Source organism: Stenotrophomonas sp. STEN030 (assembly GCF_056759995.1).
In genome coordinates, this window is record NZ_JBRREB010000012.1 from 1 (window position 1) to 17061 (window position 17061).

General features: G+C 63.0%; 10 protein-coding genes. 8 read left to right on the forward strand and 2 right to left on the reverse strand.

What is annotated here, in order from left to right; genetic code table 11:
• Window positions 1–189: 189 nt before the first annotated feature.
• The 7 genes from ACVOLR_RS06045 to ACVOLR_RS06075 all read left to right on the forward strand — a co-directional run bounded on the left by ACVOLR_RS06045 (window position 190) and on the right by ACVOLR_RS06075 (window position 14286).
• Complete coding sequence (locus ACVOLR_RS06045; RefSeq protein WP_481535636.1) at window positions 190–2499, forward strand: beta-N-acetylhexosaminidase; 2310 nt, start codon at window positions 190–192, stop codon at window positions 2497–2499.
• Window positions 2500–2989: 490 nt separating this feature from the next.
• Window positions 2990–4114 (forward strand): glucokinase family protein, encoded by a 1125-nt coding sequence (locus ACVOLR_RS06050; protein WP_481535637.1) that lies wholly within the window; start codon window positions 2990–2992, stop codon window positions 4112–4114.
• 14 nt (window positions 4115–4128) lie between these two features.
• Window positions 4129–6921 carry a TonB-dependent receptor gene (locus ACVOLR_RS06055; RefSeq protein ID WP_481535638.1) on the forward strand — a complete coding sequence of 931 codons (2793 nt, stop codon included), beginning with the start codon at window positions 4129–4131 and terminating at the stop codon, window positions 6919–6921.
• Window positions 6922–7288: 367 nt separating this feature from the next.
• Entirely contained in the window at window positions 7289–7474 is a 186-nt protein-coding gene (locus tag ACVOLR_RS06060; RefSeq protein ID WP_481535639.1) for a hypothetical protein, read from the forward strand.
• A gap of 46 nt (window positions 7475–7520) precedes the next feature.
• Window positions 7521–10169: a TonB-dependent receptor gene (locus ACVOLR_RS06065; protein ID WP_481535640.1), complete on the forward strand. Its 2649-nt coding sequence runs from the start codon at window positions 7521–7523 to the stop codon at window positions 10167–10169.
• Between the two features lie 94 nt (window positions 10170–10263).
• On the forward strand, window positions 10264–11865 hold the full coding sequence (locus ACVOLR_RS06070) for an outer membrane protein assembly factor BamB family protein (protein WP_481535641.1): 1602 nt from the start codon (window positions 10264–10266) through the stop codon (window positions 11863–11865).
• A gap of 63 nt (window positions 11866–11928) precedes the next feature.
• Window positions 11929–14286: a beta-N-acetylhexosaminidase gene (locus ACVOLR_RS06075; protein ID WP_481535642.1), complete on the forward strand. Its 2358-nt coding sequence runs from the start codon at window positions 11929–11931 to the stop codon at window positions 14284–14286.
• Window positions 14287–14530: 244 nt separating this feature from the next.
• On the opposite strand, the gene ACVOLR_RS06080 is transcribed toward ACVOLR_RS06075, so the two are convergent.
• Entirely contained in the window at window positions 14531–14926 is a 396-nt protein-coding gene (locus ACVOLR_RS06080; RefSeq protein ID WP_481535643.1) for a VanZ family protein, read from the reverse strand.
• The gene (locus ACVOLR_RS06085) at window positions 14914–16098 is read right to left on the reverse strand and encodes a class I SAM-dependent methyltransferase (RefSeq protein ID WP_481535644.1); all 1185 of its coding nucleotides are present in this window, start codon (window positions 16096–16098) and stop codon (window positions 14914–14916) included. Before ACVOLR_RS06085 ends, ACVOLR_RS06080 begins: the two co-directional genes overlap by 13 nt.
• Window positions 16099–16152: 54 nt before the next feature.
• Here ACVOLR_RS06085 and ACVOLR_RS06090 point away from each other — a divergent pair, with 54 nt between their 5' ends.
• Window positions 16153–16890, forward strand: a complete 738-nt coding sequence (locus ACVOLR_RS06090; RefSeq protein WP_481535645.1) for a pteridine reductase — start codon at window positions 16153–16155, stop codon at window positions 16888–16890.
• Window positions 16891–17061: the final 171 nt, after the last annotated feature.

The following is a 17061-nucleotide window of genomic DNA, read 5'->3' on the forward strand; positions in this document are numbered from 1 at the left end:
GGTGTGGGGTGCGGCCTTTGTTTGGGGGGGGCGGTCAGGTGTGGGGTGGTGGGCCCTACCCTTTCCGCGGCTCGGTCTGGTGGGCCCCCCCACTACAGGGGCAACAGCGTTGCCGAGCATGGCTCGGCACTACACAAGATCGATGCGGCACTACACACTGCCGCCCAAGCACAGACAGGAGCTCCGCCCATGACGAAGTCCTTCCACAAGCGCAGCCGCGCGCCGTGGCTCAGCAGCTGCGTATTGCTGGGCATGTCCGCCCTGCAGGTGCAGGCTGCTGACACCACCTCCGCCCCTTCGCTTGTCCCCCTGCCCGCCAGCTACCAGGCTGACGGCGGCAAGGACTTCGTGTTGAAGAGTTCCGCCCGCGTCGGCGGCAACGACGAAGCAGCACGCCGCGCCGCCGCGCAATTCGTGACCCTGCTCAAGCAGAACGGCGGCCCGACCCTGGCCATTGCCGACAATGCTGGCAGCGCGCAGATCCGCTTCCGCCTCGATCCTTCGGCAACCAACACGGCTGAAGGCTACGCACTGAAAGTCTCCAACACCGGCATTGATGTCAGCGCCGGTGATGATGTCGGCCTGTTCTATGGCGCGGTCACCGCCGCCCAGCTGCTGACCGGCAACACGCCCGGCCACGTCGCCGCCGCCACCATCGCTGACACCCCGCGCTTCCCGTGGCGTGGCTTCATGCTCGACTCGGCGCGCCACTTCCAGAGCATGGACGAGATCAAGAAGCTGCTCGATGCGATGGCGCAGCACAAGCTCAATACCTTCCACTGGCATCTGACCGATGACCAGGGCTGGCGCATGGAGATCAAGCGCTACCCCAAGCTCACCGAAGTTGGCAGCTGCCGTGTGCCGCTGGGTGATGCCGGCCGCAACGCCGCTACCGGCGAACCGCGCCAGTACTGCGGTTACTACACGCAGGAGCAGATCCGCGAAATCATCGCCTACGCCGCCGAACGCCACATCCAGGTAATCCCGGAAATCGACGTTCCCGGCCATGCCACCGCCGCCATCGTTGCCTATCCGGAGCTGGGCACCACCGACCAGAAGCTGGTCATCGACAACCAGTGGGGCGTTTTCCCGAACCTGTTCAACACCGAGGAAAGCACCTTCCAGTTCCTGGAAAACGTGCTGGAAGAAGTGATTGAAATGTTCCCGTCCAAGTACGTGCACGTCGGTGGCGACGAGGCCGTCAAGGATCAGTGGATCGCTTCCAAGCGCGTGCAGGAACGCATGCGTGAGCTCGGCGCCAAGGATGAAATGGAGATGCAGAGCCATATCATCAAGCGTCTGGAGAAGTTCCTGGAGCAGCACGACCGCCGCCTGATCGGCTGGGATGAAATCCTCGAAGGCGGCCTGCCGCCGGAAGCAACGGTAATGTCCTGGCGTGGTACCGAAGGCGGGCTCAAGGCTGCCAGCGAAGGCCACGATGTGGTGATGTCGCCGGTCACCCACATGTACATGGATTACCTGCAGACCGAATCACCGAACGAGCCGGCGGGCCGTCCGACCACCATCACCCTGCAGAAAGCCTACGAGTTCGAGCCGGTGCCGGCCGAACTTGCTGCCGACAAGCGCGCACACATCCTTGGCCTGCAGGCCAATATGTTCAACGAGCACACCCGCAACGACCAGAACCTGGAGCACAACCTGTTCCCGCGCCTGGCCGCGGTCGCCGAAACCGGTTGGAGCCCGCAGGAAAAGCGCAACTTCGGCAATTTCCTGCAGCGCCTGCCGCAGCAGCTGCAACGCTATCAGGCGATGAACATCGCCTATGCGAAGACGCCGTTCCAGGTCGACATGCTGGACAAGGGCGAACACCGTACTGGCGCGGTGCAGGTGAGCTTGAACAATCCGCTCGGCTACCCGCTGCATTACACGCTGGATGGCAGCGCAGTCACCGCCAGCTCGCCACTGTACGCGCAGCCGCTGCAGTTGAAGGTGCCGGTGCAGGTACAGGCCGCTGCGTTCTTCAACGGCAAGCCGCTGGCAGCAGCCAATACCTTCAAGCTGGATGCCGCCTCGCTGCTGGTCCGCGAAGACACCCAGCTCGGCCTGTGCCCGAATGGTGGCAAGTTGCTGCTGCGGCTGGAAGACGACGGCCCGGCCGAGGGCGAGCGCGAAGTGTTCAACGTCAACATCTTCAACCCGTGCTGGTTGTGGAGCGATGTTGATCTGTCGGACGTGACCCGCATCAAGGTGCGTGCCGGTCGTATTCCGTACAACTTCCAGCTGGCCCACGACGAGCCGTCGCGCAAGTTCGCGCCGGCACGTACTGCCCATGGCGAACTGGAAATCCTCGCCAACTGCGAAGGCAAGCCGCTGGCCTCGGTGCCGTTGCCGGCCGAGCCGAATGCCGACGGCTTCCTCGAACTGGACGCCAGCATCACCGCACCGGCAACACGCGGCGACCTGTGCGTACGCTTCACCGGCGACACCCGCCCGAACATGTGGACGCTGGACTGGATCAAGCTCGAACCGGCCAAGTAATCCACACAGCGGTTTGTTGTAAGCACAAGGCCACCGCATGCGGTGGCCTTGTGCTGTCTGCCGTCAGCCCGTCGGAAATTCCCGAATTTGTGCGGGGCTGTAGGAGCGGTGTAAGCCGCGAAGCAACGGATCCAACAGCCGGCAGAAGCCCTGTACATCAACTCACCGATGCCCGTAACCGATCGGGATACAGAAAAGCCCTCCATTTCGTTGCCTCCGGCTTCGCGGCTTACGCCGCTCCTACAGTGGGTCTGGGCGTGCCAAAAAATTTCACAGGACTTCATCAGCCCCGTGGGGCCAAACGCAAAATCGCTCATGGATTTCACATGAAACAAAAATAGTCACTGAAATCATTGATATATAAGCACTACCGACTGAGCCCGAGCTCTGAAAATTTTTTGCACTGCGCCTTGACATCGTTGTCACGAAGCACGGACACTCCGCATGCCGCAACGCCAACAGGTGTCGCGCCAACTTCCAGGGGACGTGCGTGGTTGCCAGCCGGAATCCAACAGCCAAGCTGACCACTCCTACATCTGCCGCGCCGCTGCTGGCCGCCGATGTGGGTGGCACCCACGTCCGCGTAGGCCTGGTGCAGCCAGGCAGCAACCCCAGCGCACCGATGCAGCTGCTGGCCTACCGCCAGTACCGCTGCGCCGACTACCCGGACCTGAGCAGCATCCTTGCCCAGTTCCCGGTTGACCGCGCCACCGTGCGCGAATGCGCCATCGCCAGTGCCGGTTACGCCCTGCCCGATGGCACGGTGATCTCAGCCAACCTGCCGTGGCCGCTGTCGTGCAACCGCATCCGCGATGACCTCGGCTTCGCCGCGGTGCATCTGGTCAATGATTTCGAAGCCGTCGCCCATGCCGCCGCACATATCGATGCCAGCGACGCACTACTGCTGAGCGGCCCTGCCGTCGCCGCCGAGGGACCGGTACTGATCGTGGGCCCCGGCACCGGCCTGGGCGCGGCACTGTGGATTCCCAATGGCAGCCGCTCGATGGTGCTGGCCACTGAAGCCGGACAAGCCTCGCTGAGCGCCAGCACCGCACTGGAAGTCGCCGTGCTGCAGCAGATGCTGCGCGGGCGCAACCATGTCGCCATCGAGCACGCCTTGTCTGGCCCGGGCCTGCTCAACCTGTACAACGCACTGTGCGCCGTGTGCGATACCGCGCCCGTGCACGCCACCCCCGACGCAATCAGCGCTGCTGCCTGCGATGGCAGCGATCCGGTTGCCCAACAAACGCTGCAGCTGTTCTGCGCGATTCTCGGCTCGACCATCGGCGACATGGCGCTGCTGTACGGCGCCCAAGGCGGCATCTACCTGGCTGGCGGCATCCTGCCCAAGATCAGCCAGTTCCTCATCAACAGCAGCTTCGCCGAGCGATTCCTCAACAAGGGACCGATGCGCGAAGCGCTGCAACGCATCCCCGTGAAGTTGGTAGAGCACGGGCAACTGGGCGTCATCGGCGCCGCCAGTTGGTATCTGGGACGCAGGGAAATCGATCCCAGCGCACCGCACTCGGCAGTAACGCAGGCGCATGCGGCAGCCAGCCCATGCGCCGCTTCCAGCGACACAACTTCCGGCCAGTTCGCCGGCATCCATCAATGATGAGGAGAGACATCATGAGGTACCGCAAGTCCGTACTATCCGCCGCCATCGTCACCTGTCTGAGCTTTTCCGCGCACGCGCAGGAAGCCAGCAAGGAAGCTACCGAGCTTGACCGCGTTGTCGTCACCGGCATCCGCGCCAGCCTGCAGCAGTCGCTGGAAACCAAGCGCAACGCCGATGCCATCGTCGACGTGATCACCGCCGAGGACGTGGGCAAGTTCCCGGCCACCAACGTCGCCGAAGCGATGACCCTGATCCCGGGCGTCACCATCGACCGCGCGTATGGCCAGGGCGAGAAGGTGTCGATCCTCGGCACCGACCCGGCCTTGAACCGCACCCTGCTCAACGGCCAGTCCATCGCTTCGGGCGACTGGAACATGTCCGACTTCCCGACCCGCACCTTCAACTACTCACTGTTGGCGCCGGAACTGGTCGGTAAGGTCGAAGTATTCAAGTCGCCGGAAGCACGCCTGGATGAAGGCTCGATCGGCGGCACCGTCAACATCTCCACGCGCAAGCCCCTGGACATGCCGGAGAAGGTCAGCGTCAGCGGTCGCGTCAGCTACGGCCGCAACGATCGCGTCGACAAGACCGACCCCAGCGCCTCTGCTGCCTTCGGCTGGAAGAACCAGGCCGAAAACTTCGGCTTCATCCTCTCGGCACAGGCCAGCAACGAAAGCATCCGCCGTGACGGCATCGAGTCCTACGGCACCGTCACCGCCAAGAACTACCGCGATGGCGTCGATGGCGCAGCGGGCTCGGTCAACAACACCGGTGTCGACTGGTCGGTTCCGCCGCTGCCCAATGGCCAGCAGCCGCAGAAGCCCGGCACCTGCCAGGGCGCCTGTGCCGACGCCTTGAACGCCAACCCGAACGCAGTGGGCCCGAGCTCGATGAGCGCGCACTTCTTTGAACAGAAGCGCAAGCGCAACACCTATTCGGCATCGCTGCAATTCAAGCCGGTCGAGCAGCTGAACATCGAGTTCAACGCCTTGAAGGTCGACGCGAACTTCGACCACATGGCGCAGTCCATGTTCGTCTGGCCGGGCAATACCTATGGCGGCCTGATGACGATGACCGATGTCACCATCAAGGACGGCTTGATTACCAGTGGTACGCACAAGAACGGCCGCGTGGCGTTCGATCTGCAGAACCGCCGGGCCAAGGTCGAGTCGGAAACCTACGACATCAAGGCCGACTGGAACGATGAGCGCTGGTTCGCCTCCACCCATATCGGCCGCACCAAGGCCGAAGGTGGCCCGAAGCAGGTCTATGGCAGCTTCCTGGCCAACGCCGACTACACCTGGTCGATCGAAAATGGCCCGAACAAGCCGGGCAGCGTCACCTTCCACGGCAAGAACCCGTTCACCGATCCGGAAGCCTTCCGCATGGATGGCGGCTATGCCGATCCGTGGCACACCAACCCGCCAGCCCAAGGCAACTGGGCATCGGGCTGGGGCGGCAACCTGGTGGAAAAGCCGACCCTGGACAAGGAAACCTACGGCCAGCTGGACTTCGGCCTGAAGCTGGATTCGCCGGTCTACCTGATCCGCGCGGGCTACAAGCAGCGTTCGCATGAAACCGGCCAGATCCAGCGCGGCGTGACGCTGGCATCGATCCAAGGCTATGGCGATGCCACCGCCTCGATGTTCAACCCGCGTCCGCTGCCGGGCAACTATCTGAGCGGCTTCGGCGGCTATGGCGACCTCGCCGACCGCTTCACCATCGATGGCTGGGCATTGGCCGACTACATCTCCAGCAACAAGTGGCTGGCACCGTGGCAGACTGCGCCGGTCCCGACCACGCTGGGCAATGCGGAGTTCGCCCGCAACACCTGGACCATCGAAGAAGACATCAAGGCCGCCTACGTGCAGGCCGACTTCAGCTTCGACCGCCTGCGCGGCAACATCGGCATGCGCTATGTACAGACCGAAGTGGGCAGCGGCGCGTGGATCTGCACCGTCAACAACCCGAAGGATTGCACTGCAGACAAGTACGAGTGGCGGGTCAAGCCGAGCAAGTACAACAACGCACTGCCCAACCTGAACCTGGTCTACGACGCCACCGACGAGCTGGTGCTGCGCTTCTCCGCGGCCAAGACCATGGCCCGTCCGAGCTACGCCGACGTGTCCAGCTACCTGTGGCTGTCCGATCAGCAGCAGACCGGCGGCGGCGGCAACCCGGACCTGAAGCCCTACCTGTCCACCAACCTGGACTTCTCGGCCGAGTGGTATTTCTCGCAGAACGCAATCCTGGCCGGCTCGCTGTTCTACCGCGACATTTCCGACTACATCCTGATGGCAACCCGCGAGGAATCGCACTGGAACATCAACCAGGGCAAGGAAACCATCTATCGGGTTGATCGTCCGCAGAATGCCGGCGACGCCAAGATCAAGGGCGCGTCCCTGGCGTGGCAGCAGAACTTCGGCATGGGCTTCGGCATCGTCGCCAACTACACGTACTCCAATGGCGAGGCCACCAATGGCCGTCCGCTGCCGTACAACTCGAAGAACCAGTTCAACATTGCCCCGTTCTTCGAAAACGACAAGTTGGCAGCCCGCATCACCTACAACTGGCGCGACAAGTACTTCACCAACGTCAGCGGTGGTCGTGACCTGTGGACCATGGACTACACATCGGTCGATGCCTCCATCTCCTACAAGATCACCGACAACCTGACCGTTGCCCTGGAAGGCATGAACCTGCTCGATGAGGAGTACCACTCGTACTCCGGCACCGAGCAGCTACTGCGCGGCGCCTACCTGAGCGGCCGTCGTTACAACGCTTCGCTGCGCTTCGCCTTCTAAGCCAGCACCAACGCACTACCGTTTCCGCTGTTCTTTCTCCTCCAGCGGGCCTGGGTTTTCCAGGCCCGCTTTTTTTGTGCCCGCAACAGCCCGACGGCGGCGAAGCGGAACCCAAATTACCAATGAATTGAAGCTGAATATAATTTTCATAGATGAAAATAATATCTTCAATATCTCTCAAGAGGACTTGAAATAAAAAACAATTTCAACGCAATTACCGCGCAAAACAAGCAATAAATGCCTGAAAAAGATCTCTTTGGCCTTATTTTTTTCATGAAAATTATTTTTGCAAAACACCAAAAAGCCGAGCAAACTCCAGTCCTGGCTGAACACCGGTAGTCCCGCGCTCCACCCAACGCATCGAGGCATGACGTGGACAAGCATCGCCAGCTACACCTTCGCTTTTTCCACGTCGTCGGCCTGTATCGCAGGGCGGCCGCGCGCGACTTCATCTCCATTACCGCCACTGACTGACGCCAGGTTCCACGCGGTCGGCCAGCTCGGTGACCGCGATCAACTATCCGCACGCCCGCCGGGCTACGGCAATCACTGACCGGCACGCATTTGCCGGCCATCCATCAGCAAAGGGAGAGAGACCTTTGAACCACCGCAAGTCGCCACTCACCGCCGCCATCATCAGTTGTCTGGCAATCAGCTTCTCCGCTGCCGCCCAGGACGCGCAGAAAGAAGCAACCGAGCTTGACCGTGTCGTTGTCACCGGCATCCGCGCCAGCCTGCAGCAGTCGCTGGAGACCAAGCGCAATGCCGACGCCATCGTCGACGTCATCACCGCCGAAGACGTGGGTAAGTTCCCGGCCACCAACGTCGCCGAAGCGATGACCATAATCCCCGGCGTCGCCATCGACCGCGCCTTCGGTCAGGGCGAGCGCGTCAGCATCCTCGGCACCGATCCTTCGCTCAACCGCACCCTGCTCAACGGCCAGACCATCGCCTCGGGCGACTGGAACATGTCCGACTTCCCGACCCGTACCTTCAACTACTCGCTGCTGGCACCGCAGCTGGTCGGCAAGATCGAGGTATTCAAGTCACCCGAAGCGCGCCTGGACGAAGGCTCGATCGGCGGCACCGTGATGATCAGCACGCGCAAGCCCCTGGACATGGAGAAGTCACTGACCATCTCCGGCCAGGTCGGCATGACCCGCAACGAAGTAGCCAGCTCCAACGACCCGAACGCCGCACTGCTGCTGGGTTGGAAGAACCAGGCCGAGAACTTCGGCGTGGTGTTCTCGGCACAGCGTGACGAGGAAAACATCCGCCGCGAAGGCTACGAGGCATTCAACGTCATCACCGCCAGCGCGTTCAATGCGTCCATCGCCAACGGCAATTGTGCTGGCGCCTGCGCCGACGCAATCCGCGCCAACCCGAACGCGATCGGCGTCAACTCCGCCGGCGCGGCGTTCTTCGAGCAGGACCGCAAGCGCGACACCTATACCCTGAGCCTGCAGGCCAAGCCGGTTGAAAAGCTCGACATCGAGTTCAACGCCTTCGCCATCGATGCCAGCTATGACCATCAAACCCACCCGATGTTCATCAACCAGGGCAACAACTTCCACAGCGGCGGCAGGCTGACCGACATCACCATCAAGGATGGCATCGTCACTGGCGGCAAGATGAAGAACGCGCTGTCGATCTTCGACCTGCAGAGCCGCTGGGCCGAGACCAAGTCGCGTACCTACGACCTGAAGGCTGCATGGAACGACGAGCGCTGGTCGCTCAGCACGCAGCTCGGCAGCACCCGCGCCGATGCTGGCCCGCGCCAGTTCTACAGCGAGTTCCTTGCCCACACCGACTATGAATGGAAGGTCCAGAACTCCGACACCAATCCATTTGAAGTCAGCTTCCCGAACGGCAATCCGTTCACCGATCCGTCGCTGTTCCGCTTCGAAGGCTGGGCCGGCAACGTGGTCGAGAAGCCGACCGTGGACAAGGAAAAGTATGGGCAGATCGACTTCGGCCTGAAGCTCGACTCGCCGGTCTACCTGCTGCGTGTCGGCTACAAGCAGCGCGATCACTTCGTCGGCCAGGTACAGCGCGGTTTCGGCCTCAACACTGCCGCCACCAACAGTGCCGGCGAGTTCGGCCCGCGCCCGATGCCGGGCGATTACCTTTCCGGGCTCGGCAACGGCGGCGCGCTCGGCGATCGTTTCACCGTCGACCCCGCCAAGCTGTACGAGTGGATCATGAGCGGCAAGTGGCTGGCCCCTGGCGCATCGATGCCGGCACTGTCACCGTTCAACTCCGGCGAGTTCGCCCGCAACACCTGGTCGATCGAGGAAGACAGCAAGGCGCTCTACGCCCAGGCTGATTTCAGCTTTGATCGCCTGCGCGGCAACATCGGTGTTCGCTACGTGCGCACCGAAACCACCAACGAGGGCTACACCTGCGCCAACAACGTGAATCCCTGCCCGCAATGGGAGACCGTCGTTGCTGGCAAGAAGTACAACAACGTACTGCCCAACCTCAACCTGATCTACGACCTCAACGATGATGTGGTGCTGCGCTTCTCTTCGGCCAAGGTCATCGCCCGTCCGAACTATGCGGACATGTCCAGCTACATCTGGCTGACCGACCTGAACCTGTCCGGCGCCGGCGGCAACCCCGACCTGGATCCTTACCAGTCCACCAACTTCGACTTCTCCGCCGAGTGGTACCTGTCGGAGAACGCGATCCTTGCCGCGTCGCTGTTCTACCGTGACGTCAAGGATTACATCCTCAATCAGTCGCAGAAAGAGAGCCACTACAACATCAACCAGAACCGTGACGATCTGTATGACGTAACCCGTCCGCAGAACGCCGGCAATGCCAAGGTCCGCGGTTACTCGCTGGCATGGCAGCAGGGCTTGGGCGCTGGCTTCGGCATCGTCGCCAACTACACCTTCTCCGATGGCGAAGCCGATGATGGTCGCCCGCTGCCGTTCAACTCCGAGCACCAGTTCAACATCAGCCCCTACTTCGAACAGGGCAATTGGAGCGCACGGGTCACCTACGGCTGGCGCGACAAGTACTTCACCCGCATGGCCGCGGCCAATACCCAGGTATGGACCGATGACTACGGCTCGCTGGATGCGTCCGTCGGCTATCGTGTCAACGAGAACCTGGCGATCCAGATCAATGCCATGAACCTGCTCAACGAGAACTATCACAGCTACTTCGGCAGCAAGCTGCTCACCAATGGCCTGTACACCACCGGCCGTCGCTACATGGCCTCGCTGCGCTTTGATTTCTAAGCCGCGTTGCCGCTGATGCCGTACCGCGGGCCCGGTTCACCGGGCCCGCACCCATCCTTCGTACTGAACGTCCTACGACCCTTGCCGGGCCACCATGACACGCACATCCCTTCGCAGCAGTGCTCCTGTACAGCGCCAGCACCACGGCTGGTCACTCCTGCTGCTTGCCTGCTTGTTTGCAATCAGTAACCTTGCCCACGCCCAGGTAACCGACCTCTCTGGCTATTGGCTCGGTGAGATCGGCAGCGCGCGCGAGAAAGTTGCGATCGGGCTGGAACTCAAGGCCGATGCCAATGGTCGCTACGACATGCGGATCGACCTGCCGATGGCTCATCTGCAGAGCCTGCCACTGCATGGCAAGGCGGATTTCGACAACAACGTGCTGGCGCAGCGCGCCATGCACATGACACTGCGGCAACACGGCGACCGCCTCTCCGGCAGCCTGTTCGCTGACGGCGAGCAGGTCAGCCTGCGCCGCAGCACCCGCGACCAGCTGCCCGCCGCAACGTCGCCCCCCACGGATTTGAAAACATTGCCGGCGCCGCGCTGGAGCACGCGCCTGGGCGGGCAGATATTCGCTTCGCCAGTGACCCGCGACGGCATCGCCTATATCGGTACAACCGCAGGCGCGGTCTCGGCGGTAAAGCTCGACGATGGCGCGGTACTGTGGACCACCACCACCGGCTACCCGGTGTATGCCAGTGCCCTGCTCACCGCCGATGCGGTTTTCGTAACCAGCGACGGCGGCTACCTGCATCGCCTCGACCGCAGAACCGGGCACGAGCAATGGCGCTCTTCCATCCAGGGCAGCCAAACCAGTCGCGAACCGCCACAACCACAACTTGCCGCCTGGGAGTGGCAGGCGCCGCGCCCTTTGCTGATAGATGGCCAGCTGTATGTCGGCGGCGCCGACGGCAGCGTGCAGGCACTGGATGCCGGCACTGGTGCAATGCGCTGGAAGACCCAGCTGCGTGATCGCATTCAGCACAGTCCAGCCAGCGATGGTGGGCAGCTATTCGTCGTCACCGAAGCCGGCATCGTACAGGCGCTGGCGCTGCACGATGGCAAGCCTGCGTGGCAGTACCGCATGAGCTCGCGGCCCGGCGCGGCGCCGATGGTGCATGCCGGCCGCGTATTCGCCAACGACCGCAGTGGTGTGCTGCACGCGATGCATGCCGGCAATGGAAGCCCACTTTGGCGCACCCAGTTCTGGACATCGTGGATCGAATCGGAGCCCGCCTTCGACGGCGACACGCTGTACATCGGCTCTTCCGATCTGCGCAAGATCAGCGCGATCGATACCCGTAACGGCCACGTTCGCTGGCGCACCGACGTAGGTGGATGGAGTTGGGGCACACCACTGCCGACCGGCGATTTCCTGATTGTCGGCATGGCCGCGGGCAAACCGTATTTCCTCGAGCACAGCGCCGGCATCGGGCTGATTGATCGCCGAGATGGGCGTCTGTTGGCGCGCTATCCGATGCCGGCCGGCCATGGTTTCCAATGGGGTATCGCAGGCAGCGTCGCCACGGATGGTACGACGCTCGCTGCAGCCGACATCGAAGGTGTGCTGATGGGTTTCGCGCTGGATGCGATGATCCCAGCGCACACGATCACTTCTTCCCTGCCATCACCTGCCGCACTGCAGGCCAGTTTCGCTTTGCCTTCCTCCCCCCGTGGATCGCAGCAACCGTAACTTCAACCGCAAACGCAACACCGTGCGGCTGCATGCCAGCCGACATTTCAAAGAGGATTCACGATGACCGGACACCGACTCTCCACCCATGCACTGCACGCCGCACTGCTGCTTGCGCTCGCCGCCACCAGCGGTCAAGCACTAGCCGCCACCAATACCGCGCCGGCTGCGTCGCAACTACCGGTGGAAGTCACAGGTGCCAGCATCATTCCGCGCCCGGTATCGGTGCTGCCAGGCAACGGCCGCTTCAGCGTCGATGCCTCCACCCGCGTGATCGCTGCCGACGGCGCCAGCGAAGTCGCCACACAGTTCACCCAGCTGCTGGCGCGCACCACACCGCTGCGGCTCACGCCCAGCAGCACTGGCCAAGCCAAGGGCGCAATCCAGTTCCGCATCAACAAGCCTGCCTCCAATGCAGCTTCACCGGAGGGCTACACGCTGCGCATCAACAACGATGGCGTGCTGGTCGAAGCCGGGGATGCACGCGGCCTGTTCTATGGCGCGATGTCACTGTGGCAGCTGCTTGCTGGTGCGCCTGCGAACAGCATCAGCCTGGCGGCGATGCAGGTCGAAGATGCACCGCGCTTCAGCTGGCGCGGCTTCATGCTCGACTCGGCGCGACACTTCCAAAGCATCGACGACATCAAGCTGATCCTCGATGCGATGGCCACGCACAAGCTCAATACCTTCCACTGGCATCTCACCGATGACCAGGGCTGGCGCATGGAAATCAAGCGCTACCCGAAGCTGACCGAAGTGGGCAGCTGCCGTGCTGCCGCTGGCGAAGCCGGCGTTGGTGCTGACGGCAAGCCGCATCTGTATTGCGGCTTCTACACCCAGGATCAGATCCGCGATGTGGTGGCCTATGCCGCCGCACGCCACATTACGGTTGTGCCCGAGATCGACGTACCTGGTCATGCGCAGGCCGCAGTTGCCGCCTATCCGGAGCACGGCGTTGTCGATGGCCCGACCAAACCGTCGGCCAACTGGGGTGTGAACCCCTATCTGTTCAACCCGCGCGAGGAAACCCTGCAGTTCCTGGAAAACATCCTGGCCGAAGTGCTGGAAATGTTCCCCGGCCAGTACATCCATATCGGTGGCGACGAGGCGGTGAAGTACCAGTGGCAGGATTCGCCGCAGGTGCAGGCCTATATCCGCGAGCTGGGCCTGAAGGACGAGGAAGCACTGCAGTCGCATATGCTCAAGCGGCTGGAAAAGTATCTTGAAGACCACGACCGCAAGCTGATCGGTTGGGACGAAATCATCGAAGGCGGCTTGCCGCCGCAGGCCACGGTGATGTCGTGGCGTGGTATCGAAGGCGGCATCGAAGCGGCCACGCATGGCCACGACGTGGTGATGACGCCGGGTAACACCTTGTACCTGGATTTCCTGCAGACCAATCTGCCGGAAGAACCGACAGGCCGCCCCAAGTTCACCTCGATGCAGCGCGTGTACGCGTTTGATCCGGTGCCGGCCGAGCTGACCCCGGCGCAGCGCAAGCACGTGATCGGCGTGCAGGCCAATATGTGGACCGAGCACACCCGCAACGGCAAGGACCTCAAGCACAATGTGTTCCCGCGTCTGGCTGCGCTGTCCGAGATCGCCTGGACGCCGCTGCAGAACAAGAGCTACGACGACTTCCTCGCGCGCCTGCCAGCACAGCTGCAGCGCTACAAGGCGCAGGGCATTGGCTACGGCCAGACCGCCTTGTCGGTGGCGATGAAGCGCCAGGATGACCGCGCCGCCGGCAAGGTGACGGTGGAGTTGTCCAACCCACTCAGCTACCGCGACATCCGCTACACCACCGATGGCAGCACGCCGACCGCGCAGTCAGCGGCCTATCCCGGCGCACTGACCTTGCCGGTGCCGACCGTGCTGACCGCGCTGACCTTCTTCAACGGCAAGCCGGTGGCCGACAAGCCCAGCCAATGGAACTTCGATGCGCAGTCGCTGCTGACCCGCACCGACAAGACCCTGGCGCAATGCCCGCAGGGCGGCCGCCTGTTGCTGCGCCTGGTCGACGACAACCCGCTGCACGGCGAGCGTGACAACTTCGACGTCACCATCTTCAACCCGTGCTGGTTGTGGGAAGACGCGCAGCTGCAGGACATCGGCTCGGTGAAGGTGCGCGCTGGTCGCATTCCCTACAACTTCGGCCTGCTGCGCCCGGAGGAAGCCAAGCGCGGCTTCCGCAAGCCGGTAAGCCAGTACGGCGAATTTGAAGTGCGTGCCGGCTGCGAGGGCCGCGTGCTGGCCACGGTGCCGCTGCCGCAGCAACCGGGCAAGGATGGCTTCATTGAACTGGAGGCTCCGCTGCAAGCCGGGGCCGGGCAGATCACCGATCTATGCATGACCTTCAGCGGCGATACCCGTCCGCAGATGTGGGTGCTGGATCAGGTGCAGCTGCAGCCGAAGCAGTAAGGCCCGGGGAGAAATCGCCGGGAAGGCGCGGTGCGGTACGTGAGTCCTCTCCACCCACGTCCCGCACCGCACCGACTTTGCAAAATCACCGGCACCTCGACGGTGCCTGTGATGGCGCAACGTAGCAGCCACGGGCCGCCTGCGTAAGTGCCAAAACAGCGGAAATTGCTGATTTACCTAAAGAATTAAGTTGCAGCCGCAACCAGAGCAGCTTGCCGAACAACGCGGACGAGGCACTATCGACTCAGCGCCCTTGCAGCCTGAGCAGTAAATCCCGCAGCGGCGTCAGCACAGTCAGCATGCCGATCAGTACACCGCTGGCATTGGCCAGGGCGTCCATCGGATCGGCCATGCGCGTGGCAGTCAGCGCACCCTGTGCCCACTCGATACCCACGCCCATCGCCACCAAACCTGCCGCCACCCAACACAGCGCGCGGCGGCTGCCGAACAGCTGCACTGCACTGGCAGACAGGATGAAGTAGGCCAACAGATGCTCGACCTTGTCGCTGTTCTGCGGCAGGTTCAATTCTGGAGGCGGGATCAGGCACACCACGATCACCGCCAATACCGCCGCACACCACAGGCCCAACCAGAATCCTGCACGACGCAACGGTTTCAGCGTGGTGCTTACAGCCGCCACGTCAGGTCACCAAGCAGGAAGGCAGCCGACATGTCGACGTCGCGACTGAAGCCCATCACCTGGAAGCGCTCGCCCATTTCGGTCGGCAAAGTCAGCCGCTTGAGCTGATCGCGCAGGCGCAGCTGTCCAACTTCATCGGTACGTTCTTCGGCCTGCAGCAGCAGATCGGTAATGCCGTTGCCGAGCAGGAAGTTGGCCTGGTTGCTGTAACCGGCCAGGTCGAAACCGGCATTGGTACCGGCTTCAGCCAGCGCGGTGAAATCCACCGAGGCAGTGATGTCCTGTAGACCCGGCCACAGGAACACGTCGTTGTGCACACGATGACGGTAGAACGCGCGCATCGTGCCATCAGTGCGATCGTACTGGTAGAACTCGCTGCGCGAATAACCGTAGTCAACGAACAGCATCGCACCACGCTGCATGCCGCCGGCCACGGCCTGGATCCAGTACGGCAGCTGCGGCAGCACTTCGGAACGGTAACCGTGCGCGAACGGACGTTCCAGATAACGTTCCACATGCCGCACCGCGCCCAGCATCAGCTGGTCGGCTGGTTGTGCACCGCGCACGAAACGGCCTTCGCCGTCGAGCTCCACGGTCTCTTCGTAAATCTCGCCTTCGTCGGCGAGGAAACGCGGCGTCGGCAACGCATCGATCACCTCATTGGCGAACAGCACGCCGTCCCAATCGTCATCGAAGGGACGGTCCAACCACTCGACCAGCGCGAACACCGGCGGAATCAGCGCGCGCTCAAGACGTTCGCGCTGGCGCTCGCGCAGGTCGGCGCTGGGCTCGAGGATGGCGTAGCGCTCGGGCAGCGCATCCAGCTCCAGCAGGCGCTTGAGCATGATCTCGGCGAATGCACCGCTGCCGCCGCCCAGTTCCAGCATGCGCGCCTGCGGGCCCAGCTGATTCAGCACCGGCGCCACCGCATTGGCGGTGGTGGCAGCAAACAGCGAGCCGATCTCCGGCGAGGTGACGAAATCACCGGCCGCACCAAACTTGCTGGCACCGGCGCTGTAATAGCCCCAGCCCGGCGCATACAGTGCCAACTCCATGAAGCGTGAGAACGGCACCGCACCGCCTTGGGCAAGGATGTCCGCACGCAGGTGCGCGGCCAGCTGCTCGCTGTGGGCAAGCGCGTCTGAATCGGGGGTTGGCAGGTCGGAATGCATGATGCGGCGGTTTGCGAGGACAATGCACAGGATAGCTGAGTAAGGAAATCCCAGATGACAGAATCCCAACGGGTGGCCCTGGTCACCGGCAGCGCGCGCCGCATTGGCGCCGGCATTGCCCGTCACCTGCATGCCCATGGCTACCGCATCGCCCTGCATGCGCACCAATCCAGCGAGGAGCTGCAGTCACTGGCCTTCGATCTGGAGAGCGAGCGCGCGGGCAGCGTATTGGCGCTGGAGGCAGATCTGCGCGACGTCGCCGCCCTGCCCGACCTGGTGGAACAGACCGTCGGCCAGTTCGGCCGACTGGACGCGCTGGTCAACAACGCCTCCAATTTCTTCCCTACCCCGTTCGGGCAGGTACAGCCGGAGCAATGGGATGAATTGTTCGCAGTGAATACGCGCGCACCGTTCTTCCTGGCGCAGGCCGCCGCACCGCATCTGATCAAGCAGCGCGGCGCCATCGTCAACCTGACCGACCTGCACGCCACCCAGCCGCTGCGCGAGCACCCGGCCTACAGCTCGGCCAAGGCCGCGCTGGAGATGGTGACCCGTTCCCTGGCGCTGGAGATGGCCCCGCACGTACGTGTGAACGCCATTGCCCCCGGCGCCATCCTCTGGCCCGAGCAGGGCAAGAGCGAAGCGGCCAAGCAGAAGCTGATGGAGCGCACCCCGCTCGACCGCCTCGGCACCCCGCACGAGATCGCCTCGGCGGTACGTTGGCTGCTGGACGATGCCGGCTACATCACCGGCCAGACCCTGCGTCTGGACGGCGGCCGCCTGCTGACCTAGTGCCGCGCACCTGTAGTGCCGAGCCACGCTCGGCAGGGGCTTTAGCAGCGAACAGCTGCCCTCACCCCAACCCCTCTCCCGCATGCGGGAGAGGGGCTCAAGAGCAAAAAGGGGCGCAACACCTGTAGTGCCGAGCCATGCTCGGCAAGCGCTCTACCGGTAAGGTCAATG

Excerpts from the sequence above, each read along its gene's own strand:
- ACVOLR_RS06045 (WP_481535636.1), top strand. The coding sequence starts at position 190 with ATGACGAAGTCCTTCCACAAGCGCAGCCGCGCGCCGTGGCTCAGCAGC.
- ACVOLR_RS06055 (WP_481535638.1), top strand. The coding sequence starts at position 4,129 with ATGAGGTACCGCAAGTCCGTACTATCCGCCGCCATCGTCACCTGTCTG.
- ACVOLR_RS06060 (WP_481535639.1), top strand. The coding sequence starts at position 7,289 with ATGACGTGGACAAGCATCGCCAGCTACACCTTCGCTTTTTCCACGTCG.
- ACVOLR_RS06070 (WP_481535641.1), top strand. The coding sequence starts at position 10,264 with ATGACACGCACATCCCTTCGCAGCAGTGCTCCTGTACAGCGCCAGCAC.
- ACVOLR_RS06075 (WP_481535642.1), top strand. The coding sequence starts at position 11,929 with ATGACCGGACACCGACTCTCCACCCATGCACTGCACGCCGCACTGCTG.
- ACVOLR_RS06085 (WP_481535644.1), bottom strand. The coding sequence starts at position 16,098 with ATGCATTCCGACCTGCCAACCCCCGATTCAGACGCGCTTGCCCACAGC.
- ACVOLR_RS06090 (WP_481535645.1), top strand. The coding sequence starts at position 16,153 with ATGACAGAATCCCAACGGGTGGCCCTGGTCACCGGCAGCGCGCGCCGC.